The organism is Nonomuraea diastatica (assembly GCF_004349015.1).
GTDB lineage: Bacteria > Actinomycetota > Actinomycetes > Streptosporangiales > Streptosporangiaceae > Nonomuraea > Nonomuraea diastatica.
Window position 1 is genome coordinate 1 of record NZ_SMKP01000177.1, and the last position, 22,856, is coordinate 22,856.

20 protein-coding genes and 1 pseudogene are annotated in these 22,856 nt (G+C 72.7%); 14 read left to right on the plus strand and 7 right to left on the minus strand.

What is annotated here, in order from left to right; all coding sequences use genetic code 11:
* Positions 1-137: 137 nt before the first annotated feature.
* Positions 138-1,565 (minus strand): alpha/beta hydrolase family protein, encoded by a 1,428-nt coding sequence (locus tag E1294_RS41220; RefSeq protein WP_132516409.1) that lies wholly within the window; start codon positions 1,563-1,565, stop codon positions 138-140.
* A gap of 79 nt (positions 1,566-1,644) precedes the next feature.
* On the opposite strand from E1294_RS41220, the gene E1294_RS41225 reads away from it, so the two are divergent.
* On the plus strand, positions 1,645-2,259 hold the full coding sequence (locus E1294_RS41225; RefSeq protein WP_132516411.1) for an ArsR/SmtB family transcription factor: 615 nt from the start codon (positions 1,645-1,647) through the stop codon (positions 2,257-2,259).
* Positions 2,260-2,262: 3 nt separating this feature from the next.
* Here E1294_RS41225 and E1294_RS41230 read toward each other — a convergent pair whose 3' ends face one another.
* Positions 2,263-6,951: an FtsK/SpoIIIE domain-containing protein gene (locus E1294_RS41230; RefSeq protein ID WP_132516413.1), complete on the minus strand. Its 4,689-nt coding sequence runs from the start codon at positions 6,949-6,951 to the stop codon at positions 2,263-2,265.
* Between the two features lie 335 nt (positions 6,952-7,286).
* Here E1294_RS41230 and E1294_RS41235 point away from each other — a divergent pair, with 335 nt between their 5' ends.
* From E1294_RS41235 to E1294_RS41290, 12 genes are all read left to right on the plus strand, one after another.
* Entirely contained in the window at positions 7,287-7,955 is a 669-nt protein-coding gene (locus E1294_RS41235) for a CpaB family protein (RefSeq protein WP_132516415.1), read from the plus strand.
* Position 7,956: 1 nt separating this feature from the next.
* Positions 7,957-8,673, plus strand: a complete 717-nt coding sequence (locus tag E1294_RS41240; RefSeq protein WP_132516418.1) for a CpaE/TadZ family protein — start codon at positions 7,957-7,959, stop codon at positions 8,671-8,673.
* Entirely contained in the window at positions 8,670-9,965 is a 1,296-nt protein-coding gene (locus tag E1294_RS41245; protein WP_132516420.1) for a TadA family conjugal transfer-associated ATPase, read from the plus strand. Before E1294_RS41240 ends, E1294_RS41245 begins: the two co-directional genes overlap by 4 nt.
* A 2-nt stretch (positions 9,966-9,967) precedes the next feature.
* Positions 9,968-10,819, plus strand: coding sequence for a type II secretion system F family protein (locus E1294_RS41250; protein WP_132516422.1), 852 nt, complete (start codon positions 9,968-9,970; stop codon positions 10,817-10,819).
* Entirely contained in the window at positions 10,812-11,732 is a 921-nt protein-coding gene (locus E1294_RS41255) for a type II secretion system F family protein (RefSeq protein WP_132516424.1), read from the plus strand. The genes E1294_RS41250 and E1294_RS41255 overlap by 8 nt, the downstream gene beginning before the upstream one ends.
* Positions 11,729-11,965, plus strand: a complete 237-nt coding sequence (locus tag E1294_RS41260; protein WP_246083657.1) for a hypothetical protein — start codon at positions 11,729-11,731, stop codon at positions 11,963-11,965. Before E1294_RS41255 ends, E1294_RS41260 begins: the two co-directional genes overlap by 4 nt.
* Entirely contained in the window at positions 11,946-12,383 is a 438-nt protein-coding gene (locus tag E1294_RS41265; protein WP_132516426.1) for a TadE family protein, read from the plus strand. The genes E1294_RS41260 and E1294_RS41265 overlap by 20 nt, the downstream gene beginning before the upstream one ends.
* Complete coding sequence (locus E1294_RS41270) at positions 12,380-12,772, plus strand: TadE/TadG family type IV pilus assembly protein (RefSeq protein WP_132516428.1); 393 nt, start codon at positions 12,380-12,382, stop codon at positions 12,770-12,772. The genes E1294_RS41265 and E1294_RS41270 overlap by 4 nt, the downstream gene beginning before the upstream one ends.
* Complete coding sequence (locus tag E1294_RS41275; RefSeq protein ID WP_246083658.1) at positions 12,769-13,185, plus strand: pilus assembly protein TadG-related protein; 417 nt, start codon at positions 12,769-12,771, stop codon at positions 13,183-13,185. The genes E1294_RS41270 and E1294_RS41275 overlap by 4 nt, the downstream gene beginning before the upstream one ends.
* 69 nt (positions 13,186-13,254) lie before the next feature.
* Positions 13,255-16,056, plus strand: coding sequence for a BTAD domain-containing putative transcriptional regulator (locus E1294_RS41280; protein WP_246083659.1), 2,802 nt, complete (start codon positions 13,255-13,257; stop codon positions 16,054-16,056).
* Positions 16,053-16,691 carry a hypothetical protein gene (locus tag E1294_RS41285; protein WP_132516430.1) on the plus strand — a complete coding sequence of 213 codons (639 nt, stop codon included), beginning with the start codon at positions 16,053-16,055 and terminating at the stop codon, positions 16,689-16,691. Before E1294_RS41280 ends, E1294_RS41285 begins: the two co-directional genes overlap by 4 nt.
* 49 nt (positions 16,692-16,740) lie before the next feature.
* Positions 16,741-17,682 carry a hypothetical protein gene (locus E1294_RS41290; protein ID WP_132516432.1) on the plus strand — a complete coding sequence of 314 codons (942 nt, stop codon included), beginning with the start codon at positions 16,741-16,743 and terminating at the stop codon, positions 17,680-17,682.
* A 54-nt stretch (positions 17,683-17,736) separates the two neighbouring features.
* On the opposite strand, the gene E1294_RS41295 is transcribed toward E1294_RS41290, so the two are convergent.
* The 4 genes from E1294_RS41295 to E1294_RS41310 form a co-directional block, all read right to left on the minus strand.
* A complete protein-coding gene (locus tag E1294_RS41295) occupies positions 17,737-18,006 on the minus strand; it encodes a hypothetical protein (protein ID WP_132516434.1) in 270 nt (89 codons plus the stop codon).
* Between the two features lie 224 nt (positions 18,007-18,230).
* The gene (locus E1294_RS41300) at positions 18,231-18,743 is read right to left on the minus strand and encodes a methylated-DNA--[protein]-cysteine S-methyltransferase (RefSeq protein WP_132516437.1); all 513 of its coding nucleotides are present in this window, start codon (positions 18,741-18,743) and stop codon (positions 18,231-18,233) included.
* Entirely contained in the window at positions 18,740-20,146 is a 1,407-nt protein-coding gene (locus E1294_RS41305; protein WP_132516439.1) for an AlkA N-terminal domain-containing protein, read from the minus strand. Before E1294_RS41305 ends, E1294_RS41300 begins: the two co-directional genes overlap by 4 nt.
* A gap of 122 nt (positions 20,147-20,268) precedes the next feature.
* Positions 20,269-21,492: an MFS transporter gene (locus tag E1294_RS41310; RefSeq protein WP_132516441.1), complete on the minus strand. Its 1,224-nt coding sequence runs from the start codon at positions 21,490-21,492 to the stop codon at positions 20,269-20,271.
* 61 nt (positions 21,493-21,553) lie between these two features.
* On the opposite strand from E1294_RS41310, the gene E1294_RS41315 reads away from it, so the two are divergent.
* Positions 21,554-22,567 carry an ArsR/SmtB family transcription factor gene (locus tag E1294_RS41315; RefSeq protein WP_132516443.1) on the plus strand — a complete coding sequence of 338 codons (1,014 nt, stop codon included), beginning with the start codon at positions 21,554-21,556 and terminating at the stop codon, positions 22,565-22,567.
* On the opposite strand, the pseudogene E1294_RS41320 reads toward E1294_RS41315, so the two are convergent.
* Positions 22,525-22,856: pseudogene (locus E1294_RS41320) on the minus strand (NYN domain-containing protein); the annotation flags it as partial. The gene E1294_RS41315 and the pseudogene E1294_RS41320 overlap by 43 nt on opposite strands.

Consider the following 22,856-nt stretch of genomic DNA (forward strand, 5'->3'; position numbering starts at 1 on the left):
GTCCAGCACGTGGCTCCACGAGGACGACGACATCTGGGGCGGCGACACGGACTCGGTGGTGAACAGCAAGATCGGATGACGCGGCGACCGCGGCCACGGCCAGGCAGCACCCATGCTCCTGGCCGTGCACGGTCTCGCTAGGGCAGCGCCAACCCCCAGTACAACGCCCACGGCAGGAACACCGCGCCGCCCCCGACCAGCACGCCCAGCCGCACTCTTTCGCCTTTGGCGGCGACCCGTCGCCGGCGCATCCCGACGATGAGCGTCGCGACGACGGTGGCCACGGCGAGCGCCTGGAGCGCGAGCCAGATCACCGGCCGCCCGGCCACCACGGGACCGGGCGCGGCCAGCTTCCCGCCGGTCATGATGAGGGAGAACAGGTAGGCGAACCCGCCCGCCACCACCGCCAGCCCGGCGCCGCTGACCACCCGCGCGGCCACGAGCGGGGACGCGGGAGCGGCTGACCGCCTGATACGACGCACCAGCGCCACGACGGGATAGCCGCCGAACGCCACCAGGAACACGACGAGCGCCACCAGCTGGACGGGCGCGGACTCCCACCACGCGACCGGCGGGACCTCCACGGTGTCGTCCTCCTGGACCGGCGCCGGCCCGGAGACGCCGGCCATGGGCGCCCGCCCCGAGGTCACCTCGCCCACCCAGCTTCCCACCAGGTCCGCGTAGCCGGGGGCGAGCTCGGGCAGCCGGGTGACCCCGCCGTCGGGCGTCAGGTGCGCGGCGTGCTCGGCGTCGGCGAAGAACCGGAAGGTGTACGCCCTGTTGCCGCCCTTCTCCAGGGCCTCGGCCATGATCGGCGGCGTCTCCCTGGGCGGCGTCAGCAGGTCGTGCACCCCCCAGATCGCCAGCACGGGCCTTCGCACCTGAGCGAACACCGGCGCGGGGTCGAAGAACGGCTCCGGGAACATGCCGCCGTCGGCGATCGCGCGGTACAGGTTCGGCACGGTCCGTTCGACGAGCGGCCCGTGCACCCCCGCCTTGCGCAGCCCGGCGGCCACCGCCCAGGTCTGCTGCCGCAGCGGCGGCAGCGCGTTGGCGCCGACGAGGATCACGTACGCGATGTCCGTGGATCGGGCGGCCGCGATGGGCACCACCCATCCGCCTTCGCTGAACCCCATGGCGCCGACCTTGCCGGGGTCGACGCCCGGCCGGTTCCTCAGCACCCCCACGGCGCCGAGCGCGTCCTCGGCCAGGAGCGCGTACGACCTGTCGAACAGGGAGTAGCCCTGGGAACGCTTGTCGTAGATCAGCACCGAGAGGCCCTTCCTGGCGAAGGCGACGGCCTCGCCCAGCAGTTTCTGCCTCGGCGTTCCGGTGCCGGCGCCGTGCACCAGCACGACCCCGGCCCGCCCGTCACGGGCGTCGACGGGGCTGATGACGCTGCCCCGCAGCTCCAGACCTCCGCCGCCGCGGAAGGTCACGTCCTGCGCCACCAGGTCTCCCGGCAGGCCGGGGAGGGGCCCAACAGCGGCAGCGGCAGCCGCGGTGGGGGCGAGCGGCGTTAACAGTGTGGCGGCCACCGCGGCGGCCGCGAGAAGGAGTCGCATATCGCCGAGACTAGTCTGCAGAGAATCCTCGGCAAATGCCTGTCTGCAGATATCGTTCTGGAGTACTAGCCTGCTCCTCATGAAGGATGACGAGCCGGCACACGAGCAGCCGTACGTGCTCGACGACCCCGAGCGGCTCAAAGCCCTGGCCCATCCCATGCGCCGCCGCATGCTGACCCTGCTCAACCTGCACGGGCCCGCCACCTCGACCACCCTCGGCGAGCTGCTCGGCGCCAAGACCGGCACCACCAGCTACCACCTGCGCCAGCTGGAGAAATACGGCTTCATCGAGGAGATCCCCGAGCGCTCGTCGGGCCGCGAACGCTGGTGGCGCCGCACCCGCGTCCTCCGCGACATGCGCGCTCCCCACCCCGACCAGCTCGCGCCGGGCGACCGGGCGGTCCTGGAGGAGTTCCACCGGGCCGGTTTCGAGGAGGACCGCGCCCTGATGGAGCGTTTCCCCGCCGCCTACCGCGCCGACCCCGGCTGGACGTGGGGCTCGCGAGGGCTGGTCCGCATGACCAAGGAGGAGCTGAAGGCCTTCCAGGAGGAGTACGTCGCCCTGCTCCTCAAGCACGCCCACCAGGCCGAGGACGCCCCGCCGGACGCCCGCCCGCTCTACGTCCGCCTCTTCACCCTCCCCGCCGACGCCGACGCCGTCCCCGCCGACGCTCTCCCCGCTGACGAGGGTTGACCGCTACGGGCCGCCGCCGGGGAGTGCCGTCTGGACGGGGGTGAAGGTGCCGGTCGTCACGAGGAAGCCGCGCCCCGGCGGTCCCCCGGCTGCCCCGCGCGGCAGGCGGATGGAGAAGAGGTCGCCGTCCGCCTGGCTCTGCACGGCCAGCAGGAGTCCCGTCCTTGACTTGCGTGTCTCCGCCACGAACCCACGGTAGGCGACGGCCAGGTCCCCCGTCACGCCGGCGATGAGCAGCCCGTGGTCGCCGTCCCTGCCCGACCTGAGCACCTCCTCCAGGGCGGCGCCCAGCGGGCCGTCCGCGTTGATCAGCTCGGCGTCGTCCACCACCACGACGTAGTCATGCAGGTCCGCGACGAGCTCCGCCAGGTCGGTGGCGTTGCCGTCCAGCACCGCCACGGCACCGTCCAGCTCCTTCAGCGGGCTGCGCCGCGGGGCGACGGCGACCACCGGGGTGCCGCGGGCGATCAGTGAGCGGGCGGCCGTCAGCAGCGCCGACGACCGGCCGGAGCGCGACGGCCCGGCGATCACGGCGCCGGGGCCGTGGGCCAGCAGGTCGAGCCCGAGCGGGGCCAGCGCGTCGCCGCCCGCGCCGACCAGCGCCCACAGCGGCGACGGCGGACTGAAGGACGGGTCGAGGGCGAGCGTCTGGGCCGCCGTGATGCGCATCGGAAGCGCGTCCACCCGCAGCGGAGGATCTCCCTCCCAGCGCCAGACGCCCCTGCCGGTTTCGTGCGCCGGGCCCTGCGCCTTCTGACCTGGGGCCGTGCCGGGAGGGCCGGCGGCGGCGCGGGCCAGGGACTGCAACGCGGCGACCTGCGCCGGGCCCGCCGGGTCCGCGTCCAGGAGGGCGATGTGGTGCTCCACGATGCCGTGCTCGCCCAGCGAGAGCGCCCGGCCCGGCGGTATCGACGACGGCAGGCCCTTGAGCGGGAAGCCCGCCAGGCCGTAGTCGGACGAGTCGGACAACCGCAGCAGCAGCCGGTCGTCGAAGACCGTCGAGACCTGCCCGAGCAGGCCGGAGCGGTCACTGGTGACCACCGCCCGCAGGCCCACCGCCGGGCCCTCACGCAGAAGCTGGAGCAGCCCTTCGATCATGCGGCCGTAGTCGTAGCCCTCGAAGGCGGCGACGAAGCCCTCCCAGCGGTCGAGCATGAGCACCAGCCAGGGCAGCCGGTGGCCCGCCTGCCGGTACTCGGCCAGCGACGCGTGCCCGGCCTCGGCCAGCAGCTGCTGGCGGCGGCCCACCTCGGCCTTGAGCCGGCTCAGCAGGCGCTCCACCCGGTCGAGCTGGTCGCGGGTCACCACGGCGCCGCAGTGCGGCATCGCCACCAGCGGCAGCAGCGCTCCCGAGCCGCAGTCGACCGCATGCACGTGCACGTCCGAGGGTGAGGCGTGGGCCGCGATGGAGCCCGCGATCGTGCGCAGCGCCGTCGACCGGCCGCTGCGGGCCGCGCCCGCGATGAGCAGGTGACCGCCCTGCGCCACATCCAGCGCCAGCGGATGCCGGTCCTGGGCCCATGGGCGGTCGGTGACGCCGAACGGCAACGGCGCCACCTCGGCGAACGTGTCCGCGTGCGGCGGGTACGCCGCGGTGTCGGGGATCGGGACGGCCAGGACGGGATGCCCGGCGGGAGCCTGGTCGAGGACGAGGCCGGTGGGCAACGGGTCCAGCCACGGGCTGGGCTGGGCGGGGACGCCCGCCAGACGTCCGGCCTCGATGAGGGCGTCGGCGACGAGCCCGAGGTCCGTGCCCGTCGCGTCCTCCTCCGGCTCAGGAGGCGGCGGGAGCGGACGACCCAACGAGCGCCAGCCGACCTCCAGCACCCGCACGTTGCCCGCCGGCGCCGGCGCGCCGGCGGCAGGGCTGCGGCCGCCGACCCTGGCCGTCTGCACGGCGGTCGCCGCCCCTACGCCCGAGCGCACATAACAGCGGCCGGGCGTCGACTTGGAGATGTGGGCCGCGTCGGGCAGGTCGATGACATCCGACGACTCCGCGGGCTCGGTCACCCGCAGCGCGATCCGCAGCGAGGTGTTGGCCTGGATGTCGGCGGTGACCACGCCCGCGGGCCGCTGCGTGGCCAGGATCAGGTGGATGCCGAGCGACCGGCCCCTGCGGGCGATGTCGACCAGCCCGGTGACGAACTCGGGCAGCTCGGCCACCAGCGCGGCGAACTCGTCGATGATCAGCACCAGGCGGGGCAGGGCGGGGCCGGTGTAGTCGTCGATGTCCTTGGCCCCCGCCGCCAGCAGCAGGCGCTCCCTGCGGCGGATCTCGGCCGCCAGCGAGTCGAGGGCGCGCTGGGTCAGGTGGCCGTCGAGGTCGCTGACCATGCCGACGGTGTGCGGCAGGCGTACACACTCCTTGAAGGCGGCGCCGCCCTTGTAGTCGATCAGCACGAACGTGAGCTGGTCGGGCCGGTTGGCCACCGCGAGCGAGCAGATGAGCGTCTGGAGCAGCTCCGACTTGCCCGCGCCCGTGGTGCCGGCGATGAGCCCGTGGGGGCCGTCGAGCGTGAGGTCGACCGAGAAGCGGCCGTCGGGGCCGACGCCGATCAGCGCCTCGGTGGTGCCGCGTTCCCGCCAGCGGGCGGCCAGCTCCCGCCCGGAGGGGTCGGGCAGGCCCATCAGGTCGAGCAGGCGCACCGCGCCTGGCAGGTTGCCCGCCGGGTCGTCCCTGCTCACGTCGCGGATCGGGGCGAGGGCTCTGGCCAGTCGGTCGCACCAGGCGGGGGAGACGAGGTCGGCCAGGACCGGCCCGATGACGTCGAGGCCGCCGCCGCGCAGCTGCGCGGGGCCGTCGTCGCCGCACGCGGCCACCGTCTGGCACTCCTCGGGCAGCAGGCGCTGGTCCTCGTCGAGGGCGAGCGTGTACACGCCGCAGCGCGGCCCCTGGCGCAGCACCTGCGGCATCCCGGGCAGCCCGCGCAGCACCTGGGCGCCGTCCAGCACCACCAGCACGTCGTACGGGCGCACGTCATAGGAGGAGAACGTGGGCTTCTCCGGCCCGCCGAGGTCGTCCCACCCGGTGGGGATCTTGCCCAGCTCGGGGATCGCGGTGTTCTGGCGTTCGTCGATGAGCGCGGCGAGCTCGGAGACGCGCCGGGCGGCCGACTCCGGATCGGTGCCGGCCAGCACCACGCATTCCTGGCCCGACTGCGGCGAGCAGTGCGGCAGCCAGCGCATCCACCCCCAGCGCTGCTCGCCATCGGCGTGCGCGGACACGATCACGATGGCCAGGTCGCGCGGGCTGTGCAGGGTCGCGGCCTGGGCGATCAGCCAGCCGGCGAGGCCGGTCGCGGCCTCACGGTGGCCGGTGACGCCGGCCACGCCAAGCCGGCGCATGGGCAGCGCCACCGGCACGGAGCGGCAGACGGGCGGTTCGATGCGCCCGCCCTGCTCCTCCGACAACTCCAGGTCGGCCGGCAGGTCGGCCAGCCCCACCCGCAGCCTGAGCGCGTCGTCGTCGTGGCTCCTGCGCTCCCACAACCTCCTGCGCGGGCCGGTGGCCGTGAGCAGCACCTGGGCCGGGTCGGGCGCGTTGGACCTCCGGACCGCCTCGTCGGCCACCCTGGCCCGCTCCACGGCCTCGTCGTATGCCTGGAGCTGCTCTTTGTGCTCCTTGACGGCCTTCTTGTGCTGCTTCTTGCCGTGGCGGCGGTCGCTCCACCACTGGCCGATCATGATGACCGGCGTCATGAGGGCGACGAGCAGGTAGTACCACTGCCGTAGCGCGATCGCCAGAGTGAAGCCGAGCACGGCCGGGAGGAAGGCGGCGAGCAGCTGGAGGCGCATGCCCTCGTTCCTGGTCGGCTCCTTCGGCCGGACGAACGTGCGCTCGGGCTCCGGGCGCCGGAGCCTGGGCGGGCGGTTGTAGGCCACGCCGCCCTCGCTCCTGGGAGCCAGGTGGGCGTCCTTGGGCTCGATCGAGGTCAGGACGAACACCGACGAGCCGCAGGTCAGCACGGCCTGGTCGGGCCAGTCGACGGGTTCGGTGAGCGGCCGGCCGTCGAGCTCGGGGGTCTCGCCGTAGCCGGCCGTGAGCTCGGCGGCCTCGCGTTCGGCGACCCGCGCCGTGAGCTCGGCGACCTCGTCGGCCCACCGCCCCTTGAGCTTGAGCCTGGGCGCCTCGTCGGGCTCCCGCCACGCCCGCTCCACGATGATCGCGTCCGGTGTCACGCGTACGGCCACCGCCTCGGGGGCCAGCGCGGGATCGTCGACGGCCATCGCGCACATCGGGTCGGAGCCGATGACGTGCACGCCGAGCCCCAGCCGGTGCACCGTACCCGCGCGGGGGCCGCCGACCACCCGCACCTCGGCGACCCCGCCCGGCTCCTCGACCACGGTGGCGCGGGCGAGGCGGGCGTCGAGCGTGACCTTGTCGCCGTCGCGCAGCACGGCGGCGGCCGGCGCGCGCGGGTCGAGCGGGCGGCCGTCGCGCCAGAGCGTGGGCGGCTGGCCGGCCGGCCAGCCGGTGTCCCGCTCCGGCCTGCGGGGCCGGGGGATGTGCGGGCCGTCGGGGCCGGCCGACAGTCCGTAGGGGGCTCGGGCCCTGGGCAGCCGGACGACGTCGGCCAGCGGCCCTTGATCGCTGAGCGCCTCGCTCACCCTCGCCACCGTGGCGCCGTCGTCTCCGTCGATCACGACGTCACGGTCGCCCTGCCCGCCGAGCACGGTGAGCATGATCCGCATGGTGCCGTCTCCTCGGTCGACCTCGGGCGCCAAAGGTAACGCCCGGAGCGGGAACAGGTGCGTGAGTTGACAGCAATGGCATGGGGAATCTGCGGCGACTTGAGTCGATATGTTGGCATAAATGTGTGAAAAAAGTGGCTGGTGTGATCAAAGTGACGGCTAGCCGGAAAAATCAATACTCGTCAACTCGTTAGAAACAATAGGCATCGATTATTTCGAGTTGACATCCCGCCACCTGCGAAACGAGCATTGGTCCTCGCATTCCGCCCCCGTCACCACGTCAAGCCCCACATAATGGCGTGAATTCCGCAATTCACTTCGGGAGCCCCCCACCCATGAGGACCAGTGAAAAGCCTGCCGCCGACGCGGCGGCGGGGTTGGCCGGCCCGGCCTCGCGCAAGCTCCCCGTGCCACCCCGCGAACGCAAGCCGGCCCTCGCCGCGCTGGCCGTCCTGCTCATCCTGGGCGGCGCGCTGGCCACGACGCTGCTCGTGTTGCGGAGCGGCGACCGTGTCTCCGCCATCCGCGTCACCCAGCAGATCGGCGCAGGTCAGAAGTTCACCGAGCAGGCGCTCGAAGAGGTCAAGATCGCCGCTGAGGGTGTCGACTACGTCAGCTGGTCGCAGCTCGACCAGGTGGTCGGCAGCTTCGCGGCCGTCACCATCCTGCCCGGCACCCTGCTGACCAACCAGATGGGCGCCAAGGCCAGCACCGAGCTCGGCGAGGGAAAGGCCACCGTCGGGCTGGCGCTCAAGCCGGGTCAAATGCCCGCGGGCCTGAAAGTAGGCGACCGCGTTCAGCTGGTGCACGTTCCGAGCCGGGCGAGCCAAGCAGAAAGCCGGGTCCTGGCCGCGAGCGCGCTCGTCTTCTCCGTCGGCGACAAGTCCCGCACGGGAAATTCCGGCCAGATCACGGTGGTCGTCGATTCCTCGGCGTCGCCGGAAATAGTGGCCTTCGCCTCCAGCGGGGAGATCGCGGTGGCCGAGCTCCCGGGGGCACGCTGACGTGGCGCTCATCGTCCTGGCCGCCGACAAAGGCGCGCCGGGTGTGACGACCGCGGCCACCGCCCTCGCGGCGGTCTGGCCGCGACCCGTGCTGCTGGCCGAATGCGACCCGGCGGGCGGCGACCTCGCCTACCGGCTGCCCGCCGCCGACGGCGGCGTGCTCAACCCCGGCAAGGGCCTGCTCACGCTCGGCGCCACCGCCAGGCGCGGCCTCGAGCCCGCGCAGATCCGCCAGCACACGCAGAAGATCGTCGGCGGCCTCGACGTGCTGGCCGGGCTCACGCACGGCGAGCAGGCCGCGGGGCTCACCTGGTTGTGGGGCCCGCTGGGCCGGGCGCTCGCGGCCATCCCCAACGCCGACGTGATCGCCGACTGCGGGCGGCTCGGCGCCCATCCCCAGCTCGGCGACCTGATGGCCGAGGCCGAGCAGGTCGTGCTGCTCACCCGGGCGACCCTCGACCACGTCGCCCACCTGCGCGAGCGGCTGCAGATCACCAAGGCGCACGGCGTCGCGGTGATCGCCGACCCGCGCAACTACCGCGCCTCGATCGACGACGTGCGCCGGATCGTCGGCAGCACCGTCCAATACGTCTACGGCCTCGCCCACGACCCCAAGGGCGCCGAGCTCCTGCGCGGGCAGTGGGGCGGCCGGCTCGACCGCTCCCTCCTGATCCGTACGGCACGCGACCTCGCGGGAAGGCTGGTGAGCCACCGATGATCGACCATTCGCTCGTCAAACGGTTCCGCCAGGAGGTCGGCGACCGGCTGGCCCACCAGCGCCGGCTCGACCAGGCCAACGGCCTGCCCGCGATGACCGGTGAGGACGAGCGCCAGTTCGCCAGGGCGCTGATCTCCCAGGTGCTGGAAGAGCACGCCCGCGGCGAGATCGGGCTCGGCCGCACCCCGCCCACGGTCGAGGAGGAGGAGGCACTCGCGGCCGGCATCCACGCGGCCCTGTTCGGCGTGGGCCGCCTGCAGCCGCTGCTCGACGACACCCAGGTCGAGAACATCGACATCAACGGTTGCGACCGGGTGTTCGTCAGCTACGCCGACGGGCAGGAGCTCATGCACGACCCGGTCGCCGACTCCGACGACGAGCTGACCGAGCTGATCCAGATCCTGGCGGCCTACTCCGGCCTGTCCAGCAGGCCGTTCGACACCGCCAACCCTCAGCTCGACCTGCGGCTGCCTGACGGCTCCCGGCTGAGCGCCGTCATGGACGTCACAGTCAGGCCGGCCGTGTCGATCCGCCGCGCCCGCCTCGGCAAGGTCTTCCTCTCCGACCTGACGGGCAACGGCACGATCAGCCCCGACGTCGCACGGTTCCTGACGGCCGCCGTGGCCGCCAGGAAGAACATCATGATCGCGGGCTCCACCAACGCCGGCAAGACCACCCTGCTCCGGGCACTGGCCAACGAGATCCCGCCCAGCGAGCGCCTCATCACCGTCGAACGCGCCCTTGAGCTCGGCCTCGACCAGTTCCCCGAGCTCCACCCCAACGTCGTCGCCTTCGAGCAGCGCCTGCCCAACTCCGAGGGCCAGGGCGAGATCTCCATGGCCGAGCTGGTCAGACGTTCCCTGCGGATGAACCCCAGCCGCGTCATCGTCGGCGAGGTCCTCGGCGACGAGATCGTCACCATGCTCAACGCGATGACCCAGGGCAACGACGGCTCCCTGTCGACCATCCACGCCAACTCCAGCATGGAGGTCTTCAACCGCATCTCCACCTACGCCCTGCAGGCCGGCGAGCGGCTGCCCATCGACGCCACCCACATGCTCATCGCGGGCGCCATCGACTTCGTCGTCTTCGTCGAGAAGCGCAACGACTACCACGTCGGCGGCACGCTGCGCCGCTACGTCTCCAGCATCCGCGAGGTCAACGGCTGCGACGGCCGCGTCCTGTCGAGCGAGGTGTTCGCACCGGGCCCCGACGGCGCCGCCGTCCCGCACGCCCCGATCTCCTGCATGGAGGAGCTCGCCGCCCACGGCTACACCCTGGGGGGCTGGTGAACATGGGCGCGTTCACGTTCGACCCGCTGGCGCTGCTCGCCGGCGCCGTGGCGGGCGGCGGCCTGTTCCTGTTCTGCATCTCCCTGTACGGCCTGCGCCCCCGCCCGCCCCGGCCCAAGCGCCACCTGGTCAAGATGCTGACCACCCGCTCCGCGATCGCCGCCGTGGCCGCCGCCTTGGTCCTGATCGTCACCGGCTGGCCGGTCGTGGCGGCGGGCACGGTGCTGCTCGTGTTCGCCTGGCGCGGGTTGTCGGGCGGCGCGGCCGAGGAGCGCGCCGCCATGCGCCGCCTCGAAGGGCTCGCCGCCTGGACCGAGTCGCTGCGCGACACGATCGCCGGGGCGGCCGGGCTCGAACAGGCCATCCCGTCGTCCATCAGGGCCGCCGCGCCCACGCTCAGGCCCCACCTGCGGTCCCTGATCGACCGGCTGCACACCAGGATGGCGCTGCCGCAGGCGCTCGCGCTCTTCGCCGACGAGCTCGACGATCCCTCGGCCGACCTGGTGGTGGCCGCGCTCATCCTCAACTCCAGGCTGCGCGGCCCCGGCCTGCGCGACGTGCTCGGCGCGCTGGCCGTCTCGGCCCGTGAAGAGCTCGACATGCGCCGCCGCGTCGAGGCCGAGCGCCGCGCCACCCGGCGCAGCGTGCAGATCGTGGTGATCACCGCTCTGGCCTTCGCCGGGATCCTCGTCGTGTTCAACCCCTCCTACGTCGAGGAATACGACGGCCCCCTCGGTCAGGCCGTGCTCGTGGTCGTGGCGGGGTTGTTCGGGGCCGGGTTCGCCTGGATGCGGCGGCTGGCCAGGTTCGACAAGCCGACACGGCTGCTCATGGGAGGAGGCGGCGATGGTTGAGGGCGCACTGGCCGGCGCCGTGATCGGGCTCGGCCTGCTCGTGTTGTTCAGGGCGCTCTTCCCCGCCCGTCCCGGGCTGGTGGCGCGGCTGCTGGCGCTCGACGCCGTACGCGAGGACGCGGGTGCGCCGCGTATCCAGCTCCTGCTGCCCGACGAGGAGGTCAGCGCGTTCCGCCGCGGCCTCGGCGCGCGGCTGGCCCGCCTGTACAGCGCCCGAGGCTGGGAGGTCAGGTCGGTCAGGTCGGACCTGGCGCTGGTCGGCCGCTCCTTCGAGGCGTTCCTGGCCACGAAGGTGCTGCTGGCGGCCGGCGGCCTGCTGGCCTTCCCGCTGCTGCTCGGCTGGCTGGTGCTCATGGAGTGGGGCACCTCGCTCGCCATCCCGTTCTGGTCCGCCGTGCTCGTGGCGGTCGTGTTCTTCTTCCTGCCCGACCTGCAGGTCAAGAAGGACGCGGCGGCCAAGCGGCGCGACTTCCGGCACGTCGTGGGCGCGTTCCTCGACCTCGTCTCGATGAACCTGGCCGGCGGCCGCGGCGTCCCCGAGGCCCTGATGATGGCCGTTGCGGTCAGCGGCGAGCAGCCCAACTGGGCGATGGGCCGCATCCGCGACGCGCTGGCCGGCGCGAGGATCGTCGGCATCACTCCGTGGCAGGCGCTCGGCCAGCTCGGCGAAGAGATCAACGTCGACGAGCTGCGCGACCTGTCGGCCGCGCTCGGCCTGGTGGCCGACGACGGCGCCAAAGTACGCGCGTCGCTGACGGCCAGGGCGGCCACGCTGCGCCGCCGCGAGCTGGCCGAGATCGAGGGCAGGGCGGGCGAGCGGTCGCAGTCGATGCTCGTGGCCCAGCTCCTGCTCTGCGCCGGCTTTGTGATCTTTCTCAGTTATCCCGCCGCTATGAAGATGTTGGGGGCATGATGAACCATCCCTGGATCATCTATCTGACCGCGTACCTCGGCGTGCGCATCCACCGGGCCAGGACCGCACCCACCCGCGGGGCGTCCGCCGTCGAATGGGTGATCATCACCGCCATCATCGCCGGCGTCGCGCTCGGCCTGGCCACGCTCATCAAGACCTTGGTCGAGCAGAAGCAGAGCGAGATCCAAGGCACCTTCGGCGGCGGTGGCGGCGATGGCGGCGGAGGCGAATAAGCCGAAGGGCGAGCGCGGCGCCACGGTGATCGAGCTGGCCATGCTGATGCCGGTCATCCTCGCCGTCGTGCTGCTCATCGTGCAGGTCGCGCTCTGGTTCCACGGCCGGCAGGTCGCGGAGGCGGCCGCCAGGGAAGGCGCGCGCGTGGCCAGGTCCGCCCCGTTCGACTCGGGTGACTGGGAGGGCGCGGCCACCACGAAGGCCACCGACATCGTGCGGGCCATCGGCCCCCGGCTGCTCGGCGACGCCACCGCCACGACGTCCGAGAAGGAGCCCGACGAACGTTTCGTCACGGTGTCCGGCAGCGCCGTGCAGGTCATCCCGCTGCTGCCCGAGCTCTCGTTCACGATCACCGCCACCGCGGGCGGGCCCGTCGAGTGCTTCCGCCCCGACAACGGCGGCGAGGACTGCGAATGAGACGGGCCGAACGCGGCTCCATGGCGGTGGAGACGGTGATGCTGGCCCCGGTCTTCCTGCTGTTCCTGCTGTTCCTGGCCGGGGCCGGGGTGCTGGTCGAGGCGCAGGGGCGGGTCAACGGAGCCGCCCGCGACGCCGCCCGCGCGGCGTCCGTGCAGCGCACGCTCGACGACGCCGGGTCCGCGGCCGAGGCCATCACCACGAGCGTGCTCGACGGCCGCTGCCAGTCCTCGTCGGTCTCGCTCGACGGGTCCGCGTGGGAGCAGGGCGGCCACGTCGAGGCCGAGGTGACGTGCGAGCTCGACCTGGCCTTCCTCGGGTTCGGCGGCACCAAACAGCTGACCGGCACCGCGGTGGTGCCGCTCGAGCAGTTCAGGAGGGTCGAATGAGGGCCGGCGAGCGGGGGTCCATGTCGGTGTTCACCGTGCTGTTTTCCGCGGTCGTGTTCCTGCTGGCCGGGCTGCTGGTGGACGGCGGGGCGGCGATCAACGCCCGGCTGCGCGCCACCGACGTGGCCGAGCAGGCCGCCAGGGCCGGCGCCGACCAGGTCGACGTCGACCACCTCCGCACGACGGGAGAGACCCGGCTGCTCGGCGACGCCGAGGTGTGCGGCAGGGCCGACGAGATCGTGGAGGCGCACGGCGGCGGCGACGTGACCCGCGGCGAGTGCACCGTCGAGCAGGGGCAGGCCCAGGTCACGGTCACCGTGACGGTGCGGTGGGAGGCATTCTTCCTGAGCGCGATCGGGTTCCCCGGCTCCGAGATGACAGGGGAAGCCGGCGCCGCCCCGGAAGCGAGATAGACCGAAACCGACCACTCGATGGATGCGGAACGCACGAGACACGACGCTGGAACAGAGGAGGGAGAGGCGATGCCGCCGCGAGAGCCCGCGCGTCCACCCGGACGTCAGGTGCCCGTGCGCGTCCCGGCCAGGCGCAGCGCCGGCGACGTGCTCGCCGGGCTCGGCGCGCTGGTCGTACTGGTCGCGCTCGTGGGCGGGGTGCCGTACGCGCTGCTCACCTTCGTCGGCCCGCCGATCGCGCCCGAGCTGCTCGATCTCGGCGTGCTCACCAGCCGCGTCGGGCCGAGCACCATCGTGGCCGTGCTGGTGCTGCTGGTGTGGCTGGCCTGGTTCCAGCTGTTCGTGTGCGTGCTGGTCGAGGTGTACGCCGGGGTGCGCAGGGTCGGCATGCCCGCTCGCGTGCCGCTCTCCGGCGGCATGCAGGTGCTGGCCAACAAGCTGGTCTCGGCCGTGCTGCTGCTGTTCACGGCCGGGGCGATGGTCGCGCCGGTCGCCCAGCTGACGCCCACGCCGGCCGCGCCCCCCGTGACCGCGGTCGCCTACTCCGCGCCGATCGTCGAGCAGGAGATGGAGACGCACAAGACCAGGAAGGTGTACGTCGTGCAACCGCCGCACGGCCGGCACCACGAGAGCCTGTGGGAGATCGCCGAGAAGTGCCTGGGAGACGGCCGCCGATATCCCGAGATCTACCGGCTCAACCAGGCGAAAGAGCAGCCCGACGGCACCCGGCTGCGCATGGCCGACCTGATCAGGCCCGGCTGGGTGCTCGACATGCCGGACGACGCGAGAAACGTGCACATCGTCCCCGCCGGCCAGTCGCGCGAGCAGACGCTGCGCGAGCACCCGGGCAGGGCCGACCCGGGCCCCGGGCGCGGGGACAGGGCGGCGGAGCGCGACGACCGCGCAGACCGCGAGGAGCGGCAGGACCGCGAGGAGCGCCAAGAGCGCGAGAACCGCGAGGAGCGCGGGACACCCGGGCACGAGGGCAAACACCGCCAGATCGAGCCGGGCGCGCAGGACGGCCGGCAGCCGGTCATCCAGGAAAGCCAGGGCGAGCTGACCGACTACCTCGCCGCCGCCTCGCTGGCCGCGGCCGGGCTGCTGTTCGTGCTGGCCAGGCGGCGCAGGGAGCAGCTGTGGCGGCGCCTGTCCGGCCGCAGGATCGCCCGCCCGCGCGACGACGCCGCCCAGGCCGAGGTGGCGCTCAGGCTCGGCGGGGACGCCCCCGGCGCCCGCATCCTGGACGTCGGGCTGCGGCTGCTCGGGGCCGAGCTGGCCGCGCAGCACCGCACGCCGCCCACCGTGTACGGCGCGCACCTGTCTCCACGCACGCTCGACCTGTGGATCCATCCGCCGGACAACGACCCGCCCGCGCCCTGGACGGCCCAGGACGGCGGCCAGGTCTGGCGGCTCCCCGCGCACGAGGGGCGGCTGCTGCCGGACCGGAGAAGCCCGGGAGCGGGCGGAGCCGCGGAGTTCGGCCACGAGCAGCCGGGCGGGGCACCGTACCCAGGGCTGGTCTCCATCGGCACGGACGCCGGCGGGCGCGTGCTCATCGACCTGGAGGCCGCCCAGGGCCTGATCAATGTGCGCGGCGCGCAGACCACCGCGGCGCTCGCGGCGCTCGCCGTCGAGCTGGCCACCAACCGGTGGTCCGACCGCATGCGCATCACGCTCGTCGGCTTCGGCCAGGAGCTCACCGCGATCGCGCCCGAGCGGATCAGGGCGGTCGGCGGTCTGGCCGAGGTGCTGCCCGAGCTGGAGGCGAACGCGGCCCCGCGCAGAGAGGTGCTGACCGGGCGCGTCAGCGGCGGCCACAGCGTCGCCCACTACCTGCTGTCCGCGGTGGCGCCCACGCACGAGGAAGCCAGGCGGCTGGCGCTGCTGGCCCGCCGCGACACCGCCGGATACGTGCTGGCCGGCGACGTCCCGCACGCCACGTGGACGCTGGAGATCGGCGACGACGGCAGGGCCAGGATCGCCGAGCTGGGCTTCGAGGTGGAGGCCCAGCTCCTGCCGCGCCGCCACTACCGCGCGCTGCTCGACCTCTTCCGTACGGCCGACCGGCTCGACGGTGAGGCCATCCCCGAGGCCGAGCCTCTGGTGGGGCTGCACCCGCCCGCGGTCGAGATCAGGGTGCTCGGCCCTCTCGAGATCGCCGGCCTGCGCCCCTTGGAGGAGGGCCGGATGGAGCTGGCGGCCGAGCTGCTGGTGTACCTCGCCACGCATCCGGGCGGCGTGCACCCCGCGGTGCTCGGCGGCGTGTCGTGGCCGCGCGGCGTGCAGACCATGGTCAGGGACGCCACCCTCTCCAGGGTCGCCGAATGGCTGGGGCCCGATCACCTGCTCACCGACGAGTCCGGCCGGCTCCGGCTGGGGCCCGAGGTGCGTACGGACTGGGCGCTGTTCCGCGAGCTCGTACGCCGCTCGCACGGCGACCCGACGGCCAGGGCCGTGCTCCTGGAGAAGGCGCTCGGCCTGGTCAGAGGCCCACTGCTGGCCGGCAGGCCGCCCGGCAGGTACGCCTGGCTGGCGGCGGAAGACCTGGAATACGACGTGACCGCCGGGGTGGCCGACGCGGCCCACCAGCTCTGCGAGCTCAGGCTCGCCCACGGCCAGCCGGACGCCGCGGTGGCCGCCGTACGCGCGGCCCTGCTGCTGGCGGCCGACGACGAGGGGCTCTGGCGCGACCTGCTGCGGGCCACGCACGCCACCGAGGACATCGTGCGCCTGCGCGCCGTCGTCGAGGGCCTGACCCGCAGGGCGGCCTCCCACCCGTACGGCGGCGGGATGGCCCCTGAGACCGAGGCGTTGATCGAGGAGCTGCTGCCCACGTGGCGCATGCATGTGGTGAGGGAGTCGTCGGCATGAGACGAGTCATGGCGGTGCTGGGCACCATCGGGCTGGGCGTCACGGTCCTGGCGGGATGCGGGCAGGCCGAACGGCCGTACACGCCCCAGGAGGCAGGGCCGCCCGCGAACGGGCAGCCGGCCCCGAGCCCGTCGAAGAGCGTGAGCGGCACCGCCGCACCCGCCTCAGGGCCCGAGACCCTCAGGATCGGCGGCGACAAGCTGCAGGTGCGGATCGAGTGGCCCGACGACCCCGACCCGCTGCTGAAGCTCATCACCGGCTACTACGTCGCCTCCAGGAAGGCGCTCGTCTCGGGAAGCGATCGATACCTGAAGGATCTGGATCTCGAACTCACGGCGGTCCGCGAAGCGTACGACTGGGTGCACGGATACACCGAGGAGGACATGACCGTGAGAGGCGCCGCCCGGGTCTACAACCTGCGCGTCGCCGCGCTGGTGGGCAAGGGCGCGCAGGTCAACGCGTGCGTGGACGAGTCGGAGGTGCGCGTGTTGTCCGCGCGTACAGGGGAGGCCGTCGAGCCTCAGCCCGCCTTCGTGCGCGAGCCGTACCTCCAGTCCGTGCTCGCGCACCGCGGTGATGACGGGGTGTGGCGGATCAGATCGTTCAGCTATGGCGAGAAAGGGTGCACCCGTTGACTTCCTCCCCAAGGCATGAAGCCCGGGATCTCCACGCGAAGGAGATTCGATGAACCCCATGAGCTCGATCGCCGTCGCCGCGCTGCTGGCGCTGGCGGGTGCGGCAGATCCCGACGAGGGTGGACGGACGGTGGGTAGCCCCATCAACGAGGAGCGCACGAGGGGCATCAACCTCGCCCACTCGAAGATCGTCGTGTCCGGCGACGGGACCAGGGGCGGTAAGAGCGACGGTTACGCGCTCAAGCGCCCATGCTGGTACGAGCCCGGCTTGGACGCGAACGAGATGCTCAAGTCGCAGGAAAGCCTGCGGGCCTACTGGTTCAGGTTCACGGAGAACCCCACTGAGGAGAAGTGGCAGGCGTTCCTCAAGCAGTTCGAGGACAAGATCGGAAAGGATGGGCGCTGGTGGGGGCCTGCGTACAACGCCGCAGACCCGAAAGGGCAGGCGTGTTTCGCCGGTCTCGACCCGTTCGTCTTCGTGCCGCCCGGCACCACACCGCCCTCCGGCATCACGATCCAGGAACTGGCCGAAATCGCCAGAGCCGCGCTGACCGTGCCCGAGCCCACGGTCAAGCTGAACCCCGATGCCAAGAGCTACGTGAACCTGCCCACCTGGGTGTGGCTGGAGGGCATCGGCGAGCCGCGCAGGTCGGTGACCGCGACGATCCCCGGTGTCATGAGCGCGACCGTGGTCGCCACGCTCGAAAGCATCACGATCGACCCGGGCACCACGAAGGACCGCGCAGAGGTGCACGAGGAGGGGTGCGGGACGTCCGGCAAGCCGTACACCAAGGGCGGCACGTTCGCCTGCGGCGTGCGTTATCTGCGTTCGTCGATCGACCAGCCGCGCGAGAAGTACACCCTGACGGTCTCCACCGTCTGGCCGGTCGAGGTGGTCGACAACGTGGTGCCGGTGCAGTTCGCGCCCGTCGAGGTCGGCGCGACCCGCGACGTGCCGGTGGGCGAGATCCAGAGCAACGTCAGGCCCTGAACCGTCGTGGACCGGGGCCGGCACGGGTGATGTGTGCCGGGCCCTGGTGTCGCTCTAGAGGAACAGTTCGTCGGCGCTCTTCGCGGTGGCGGCCTTGCGCACCCAGGACTCCAGGACGTGCAGGTCGGTGCGGGCGAGGATGCGGGCCCGTGCTTCGTCGGGGAGGGGCAGAATGTTGCTGAGGCCCGCTTCCGACTGACCGTGCACGATGGCCGAGACGGTCGCGAGCTCCGGCTGGTCGACGGCCCAGCCGAGATCGATGATCGAAGGGATCCCGTCCGGGCCGATGACGATGGGGTGCAGCACCCACCTGGGATGCCCCATTTCGATAGGTTCGGCGCAGTGGCGGGTTGTTTTGGCGTCTTCGCAGAAGACGAGGAGTAGCACCGGACACTTCGTGCGCGCCCTGAGTGTGGCCAGATAGACGGGCGACGCCCATCCCGGCCAGCAGTGTGGCGACCAGGGAAGGGCGGTTGCGTACGAGCCCGATCAGATATTCGTGTTCCTGCGTCGGCATGGCGCACGCGTTACCGAATATTGTCGAGCCATTACCTAGAGTCAGCGATTCCTCCGGATTCGTGGGCGAGGAGCCACTCTTTCACCGGTACGCCGTAGTAGTAGCCGCCGTAGCCGCCGCCGCTGGGCAGGACGCGGTGGCACGGCACGAACGGCGCGATCAGGTTCTGGGCGCAGGCCGAGCCCGCAGCCCTGGCGGCCGTCCTCGGCAACCCCGCACGCGCGGCGAGCTCCGCGTATGTGACGGTCGTGCCCGGCTTGACCTCGCGCAACGCCGCGTGGAGCCGTTTGCGGGTGGGCGTGCCAGGCTGCGAGACCGGGATGGCGTCGAGGGCCTCCAGGTCGCCCGCCAGGTAGGCGAGGACGGCCTCACCGGCGGGGCCGGGACCGTCCAGAACCTCCAGGCCCTCCGACTGCAGGGCGGGTGTGAGGCGGGCGTACATCTCCTTGGGTTCGGCGGTGAAGCCGGCCGCGACAAGCACCGCCTCGCGGGACAGCAGGGACAGCGGGCCCATGGGCGTGGGAACGAGCTGAGCAGTGATCATGACGAGCTCCAGAGGTGCAAGGCGGCGTACGCCCGCCATGGGCGCCACCGTTCGATGTGGTCGTGCGGGATGTCCAGGGCGGCCATGCGCTTGTCGAGCACGAGGTCGCCCACGGGCCAGGCGTCGGGGTCGCGCAGCGCCCGCAGCGCGACGTAGCTCGCCGTCCACGGGCCGATGCCGGGGACGGCGAGCAGGCCGGCCACCGCGTCGGCGGGGTCCTGGCCGCCGTCGAGGTCGATGCGCCCGTCGGCCAGACGGGCCGACAGGTCCTTGAGGGTGGAGATCCTGCGGTTCGTCAGCCCGAGGCCGGTGAGGTCGGTGTCCAGGAGCCGGGCGGCCGTGGGGAAGAGGCCGCCGGGCGCGGCGGCTCTGGCGACGATGCGGCCGAGCAGGGTGCGGGCGCCCGCCACGGAGATCTGCTGGCCGACGACCGCGCGTACGGCCAGCTCGAACCCGTCGAACGTGCCCGGCACCCGCAGCCCGGGCCGCGCCGCGACGAGCGGGCCGAGCGAGCCCTGGCCGAGGGACTCCGCGATGGCGCCGGGGTCGGCGTCGAGGTCGAGCAGGCGGCGGCAGCGGCCCACGAGCCGGGTGAGCTGCCGCGTGTCGTCCACTGCCACGTCGAGGGCGATGTGGTCGTGCTGGTCGGTGAGCGTGATCGTGCCGCCGGGCACGGCCCTGGCGTACGACGTGCGGTCCGCCACTTCGAGCCCGGGGATGGCGCGCGAGGCCAGGAAGCCGAACACGCCGTCCGCGTCGTACGGCTCGCGCCGGTGCAGCCGCAGCCGGAGGGTGAGCGGCCCGGCGGCGTCGCCGACCCTGGCCGCCACCCGCCCGGCCGTGGCCCGCAGCTCGCTGGGCGTGAAGTCGTACGTCTCCCGCATGGTCGCGTTGAACTGCCGGACGCTGCCGAACCCCGCCGCGAAGGCCACCTCCGTGATCGACAGGTCCGTCTCGGTCAGCAGTTGCTTGGCGAGCAGCAGCCGTTTCGTCCGCGCCACCGCCAGCGGCCCGACGCCCAGCTCGGCCACGAACAGCCGGTGCAGGTGGCGCTCGGTGACGTGCAGCCGCTTGGCCAGCCCGGCGATGCCCTGCTCGTCGGCGGCGCCGTCGTCGATCAGCCGCAGCGCCCTGCCGATGAGGTCGCCGCGGACGTCCCAGCCGGGGTCGCCGGGGGTGAGCTCGGGACGGCAGCGTTTGCACGGGCGGAACCCGGCCGCCTCCGCCGACGCCGCGTGCCGATAGAACCGCACGTTGCGGAACGAGGGTGTGCGGGCCGGGCAGATCGGGCGACAGTAGATCCGCGTCGTCGTCACCGCCGTGTAGAAGCGCCCGTCGAACCGGGCGTCCCTGGCGGCGACCGCCCGGTAGCAGGAGTCGAAGTCGAGCTCGATGGGTGACATGTCTCCGACGCTACGCGCTCGCCGCGAGCGTCGACCAGCGGAAATCGGACCTCATCGTCAAACCGCAGGTCAGCAGGAAGATATGGGTGATTGGCGGGAATCGGACCTGGCTCTCCCGAGGTTCACGGCTGGTTGCGGAGCGCGGAGAACAGGAACGGCACCCAGCTCAGCGCCATGATCGACGCGCCCAGCCAGAGCGCCGAGCGCACCCCCCACAACTCGCCCATCGCGCCGGCCAGCAGGCTGCCCAGCCCGACCGCGCCCATCAGCAGCAGCCGCATCGTAGCCGCCATCCGGCCGAGCATGTCATCGGGCGTGACCCGTTGCCGCAGGCTGACAAGCAGCACGTTGTTGAGCCCCGTGCGGAACGTCAGCACGAACCACGCCGCCGCGGCCGTCCACAACCACGGCCCGTGCCCCAGGAACGGGAGGACGAGCGAGGCGGGCGCGGTGGCCAGGCTCGCGAGCCAGGCGGCCCGCCCGGTGCCGAGCCGGCGGCCGAACAGGTGGGCGGCGGACGAACCCGCCAGCGCGCCGAGACCGCCGACGGCCAGGTACGCCCCCAGCACCCACGCCGGATAGCCGAGCTGCTCCACGATGAGCACCGGCAGCAGGACCGAGCAGAGCGGGAACGCCAGGTTCGCCATCGTGCCCTGGATCAGGGCCGCCACGAGCGTCGAGTTGCCGAAGAGGAAGCGCACGCCCGCGCCGATCAGCCGGCCGATCGGCTCCCGGTCCTTCGGCGCGTCCGCCGCCGGCTCGCGGACGCCGCGCAGCCAGACGGCCGACCACAGGTGGCTCAGCGCGTCCAGCAGGATCGCCACCGGCGCGCCCGCCGCCTGCACCAGCACCCCGGCCGCGCTGCGTCCCGCGACGTCCATCCCCGCGCCGGTGCCGACGAGCAGCGAGTTGGCCGCCGTCAGCCGCTCGCGCCCCACCAGGCCGGGCACCAGGCTCAGCTGCGCCACGTCGAACAGCAGCGTGCCCGCTCCCACGAGCACCGCCACCGCGTAGAGCTGCTCCATGGACAGCCAGCCGGCCCACCACCCGACCGGCACCGACAGCAGCGCCGCCGCCCTGAGCAGGTCGGTGGCGACCATCACCGGACGCCGCCTGACCCGGTCGACCCAGGCTCCCGCGGGCAGCCCCAGCAGCAGCACGGTGAGCGTTCCGAGCGCCGACAGCAGGCCCACCTCGCCGGCTCCCGCGCCGAGCGCGGTCACGGCGAGCAGGGGGAGCGCAACGTAGCTGATCTGGGAGCCGAACTGGCTGATCGCGCCGGCGACGTACATGTTGCGGAACGGGCGCAGGCGCAGCAGCGGCTGCTCCACCACAGTTGCTGACATGTCGGCAACGATGCTGAAATGTTGGCAAAGAGCGCTATGAATTAAGTGATCCGCGAATCCGATGACCCTGGACCTGACGTTCACCGCACGCGACATCGCCAACATCCGCTTCGCGATATCCCCGCTCGGCGAGGTCGTCACCAGCGTCCGTGTGGTGAAGGAACCGGGTGCCCACCCGCTGCTGCGCCCCTGGGCCGAGCAGGTGCGCCGCCGCCTCCAAGGCGTCGGCTGGAGCCTGCTGTCCGACCTCGTCCCGGTGCCGACCATCGTCATCGCGGGCTTCACCTGCACACCGCCGTCGACGTCCATGCCGGATCTGGGCCTCGAACTCGCCACGATGCGGGGCGCGGCCGGACGGGTCCGCTCAGATCTGGACGCCGTCCCCGGTCCCCGCACGAAGCGGGTGCAAGCGCTCTACGACGACCCGGAGAGAGGGCTGGAACGCCTCGCGGAGGAGGTGGAGGCCTACTGGAATGCCGCGATGGCGCCGTACTGGGCGAGGATCAGGGCACTGCTCGAAGGCGAGATCCTCCACCGCGCCCGGCTGCTGGCCGAAGGAGGCGCCCAGCGGATGCTGGCCGACCTCGACGACGCGGTCACCTGGCGGGACGGGACCTTGAGCATCGCGCACCGCCACGTCTCGGGTGCCCGCTCGCTGCGCGGGCTCGGGCTGCTGCTGGTGCCGTGCGTGTTCGCCTCGCCGCGGGTCTTCTCGGTCACGAGGCCGCCGTACCAGCCGACCGTTCGTTATCCGCCGCGCGGCATCGCGACGCTGTGGGAGCGTCGTGATCTGGAGCCGCCCGAGGCGCTGGCGGCCGTGCTCGGCAGGACGCGCGCGCGACTGCTGGCCGAGCTGGACCAGCCCGCCTCCACCCGCGATCTGGCCCAGCGCACGGGCCTGTCGGAGCCGGGCGCGAACCAGCACCTCACCGCGCTCCGCAGAGCGGGTCTGTGCACGGCCCACCGTACGGGGCGCTATGTCCTGTACGCGCGTACGGCCACGGCCGAGGCCCTCCTCGAACGAGGGGACCGCTATTTGGACGAGACGCCCACGCCCAGGTCGAACTCGCGGTAGACCCGCGCCCAGAACCCGTCGCGCAGCCACACCCTCGCCTCGGGGTAGGGCCGCAGCGAGTGGCCGAGCTCCTTCTCCGCCTCGATGAGCAGCTCGGTGTCGATCACGGTCGGCAGGATCGGGCCCGGCAGCAGGTCGCGGATGTTGTCGCGGCCGCGGGTGAGGATCCACTTCTGGGCCACGTGCTCGCCGACGTCCTCCACGCGGGGCCGGCTCGGGCCGAGCTTGGCCACCTGGCCGGGCTTGGCGTGCGGCTTGACCGGGGCGCGGCCGGCGAACACCTGGGCGG

Excerpts from the sequence above, each read along its gene's own strand:
- E1294_RS41285 (WP_132516430.1), top strand. The coding sequence starts at position 16,053 with ATGAGACGAGTCATGGCGGTGCTGGGCACCATCGGGCTGGGCGTCACG.
- E1294_RS41300 (WP_132516437.1), bottom strand. The coding sequence starts at position 18,743 with ATGATCACTGCTCAGCTCGTTCCCACGCCCATGGGCCCGCTGTCCCTG.
- E1294_RS41295 (WP_132516434.1), bottom strand. The coding sequence starts at position 18,006 with ATGGGGCATCCCAGGTGGGTGCTGCACCCCATCGTCATCGGCCCGGAC.
- E1294_RS41225 (WP_132516411.1), top strand. The coding sequence starts at position 1,645 with ATGAAGGATGACGAGCCGGCACACGAGCAGCCGTACGTGCTCGACGAC.
- E1294_RS41245 (WP_132516420.1), top strand. The coding sequence starts at position 8,670 with ATGATCGACCATTCGCTCGTCAAACGGTTCCGCCAGGAGGTCGGCGAC.
- E1294_RS41270 (WP_132516428.1), top strand. The coding sequence starts at position 12,380 with ATGAGACGGGCCGAACGCGGCTCCATGGCGGTGGAGACGGTGATGCTG.
- E1294_RS41280 (WP_246083659.1), top strand. The coding sequence starts at position 13,255 with ATGCCGCCGCGAGAGCCCGCGCGTCCACCCGGACGTCAGGTGCCCGTG.
- E1294_RS41255 (WP_132516424.1), top strand. The coding sequence starts at position 10,812 with ATGGTTGAGGGCGCACTGGCCGGCGCCGTGATCGGGCTCGGCCTGCTC.
- E1294_RS41310 (WP_132516441.1), bottom strand. The coding sequence starts at position 21,492 with ATGTCAGCAACTGTGGTGGAGCAGCCGCTGCTGCGCCTGCGCCCGTTC.
- E1294_RS41275 (WP_246083658.1), top strand. The coding sequence starts at position 12,769 with ATGAGGGCCGGCGAGCGGGGGTCCATGTCGGTGTTCACCGTGCTGTTT.
- E1294_RS41315 (WP_132516443.1), top strand. The coding sequence starts at position 21,554 with ATGACCCTGGACCTGACGTTCACCGCACGCGACATCGCCAACATCCGC.
- E1294_RS41305 (WP_132516439.1), bottom strand. The coding sequence starts at position 20,146 with ATGTCACCCATCGAGCTCGACTTCGACTCCTGCTACCGGGCGGTCGCC.
- E1294_RS41250 (WP_132516422.1), top strand. The coding sequence starts at position 9,968 with ATGGGCGCGTTCACGTTCGACCCGCTGGCGCTGCTCGCCGGCGCCGTG.
- E1294_RS41260 (WP_246083657.1), top strand. The coding sequence starts at position 11,729 with ATGATGAACCATCCCTGGATCATCTATCTGACCGCGTACCTCGGCGTG.
- E1294_RS41235 (WP_132516415.1), top strand. The coding sequence starts at position 7,287 with ATGAGGACCAGTGAAAAGCCTGCCGCCGACGCGGCGGCGGGGTTGGCC.
- E1294_RS41265 (WP_132516426.1), top strand. The coding sequence starts at position 11,946 with ATGGCGGCGGAGGCGAATAAGCCGAAGGGCGAGCGCGGCGCCACGGTG.
- E1294_RS41220 (WP_132516409.1), bottom strand. The coding sequence starts at position 1,565 with ATGCGACTCCTTCTCGCGGCCGCCGCGGTGGCCGCCACACTGTTAACG.
- E1294_RS41230 (WP_132516413.1), bottom strand. The coding sequence starts at position 6,951 with ATGCGGATCATGCTCACCGTGCTCGGCGGGCAGGGCGACCGTGACGTC.
- E1294_RS41290 (WP_132516432.1), top strand. The coding sequence starts at position 16,741 with ATGAACCCCATGAGCTCGATCGCCGTCGCCGCGCTGCTGGCGCTGGCG.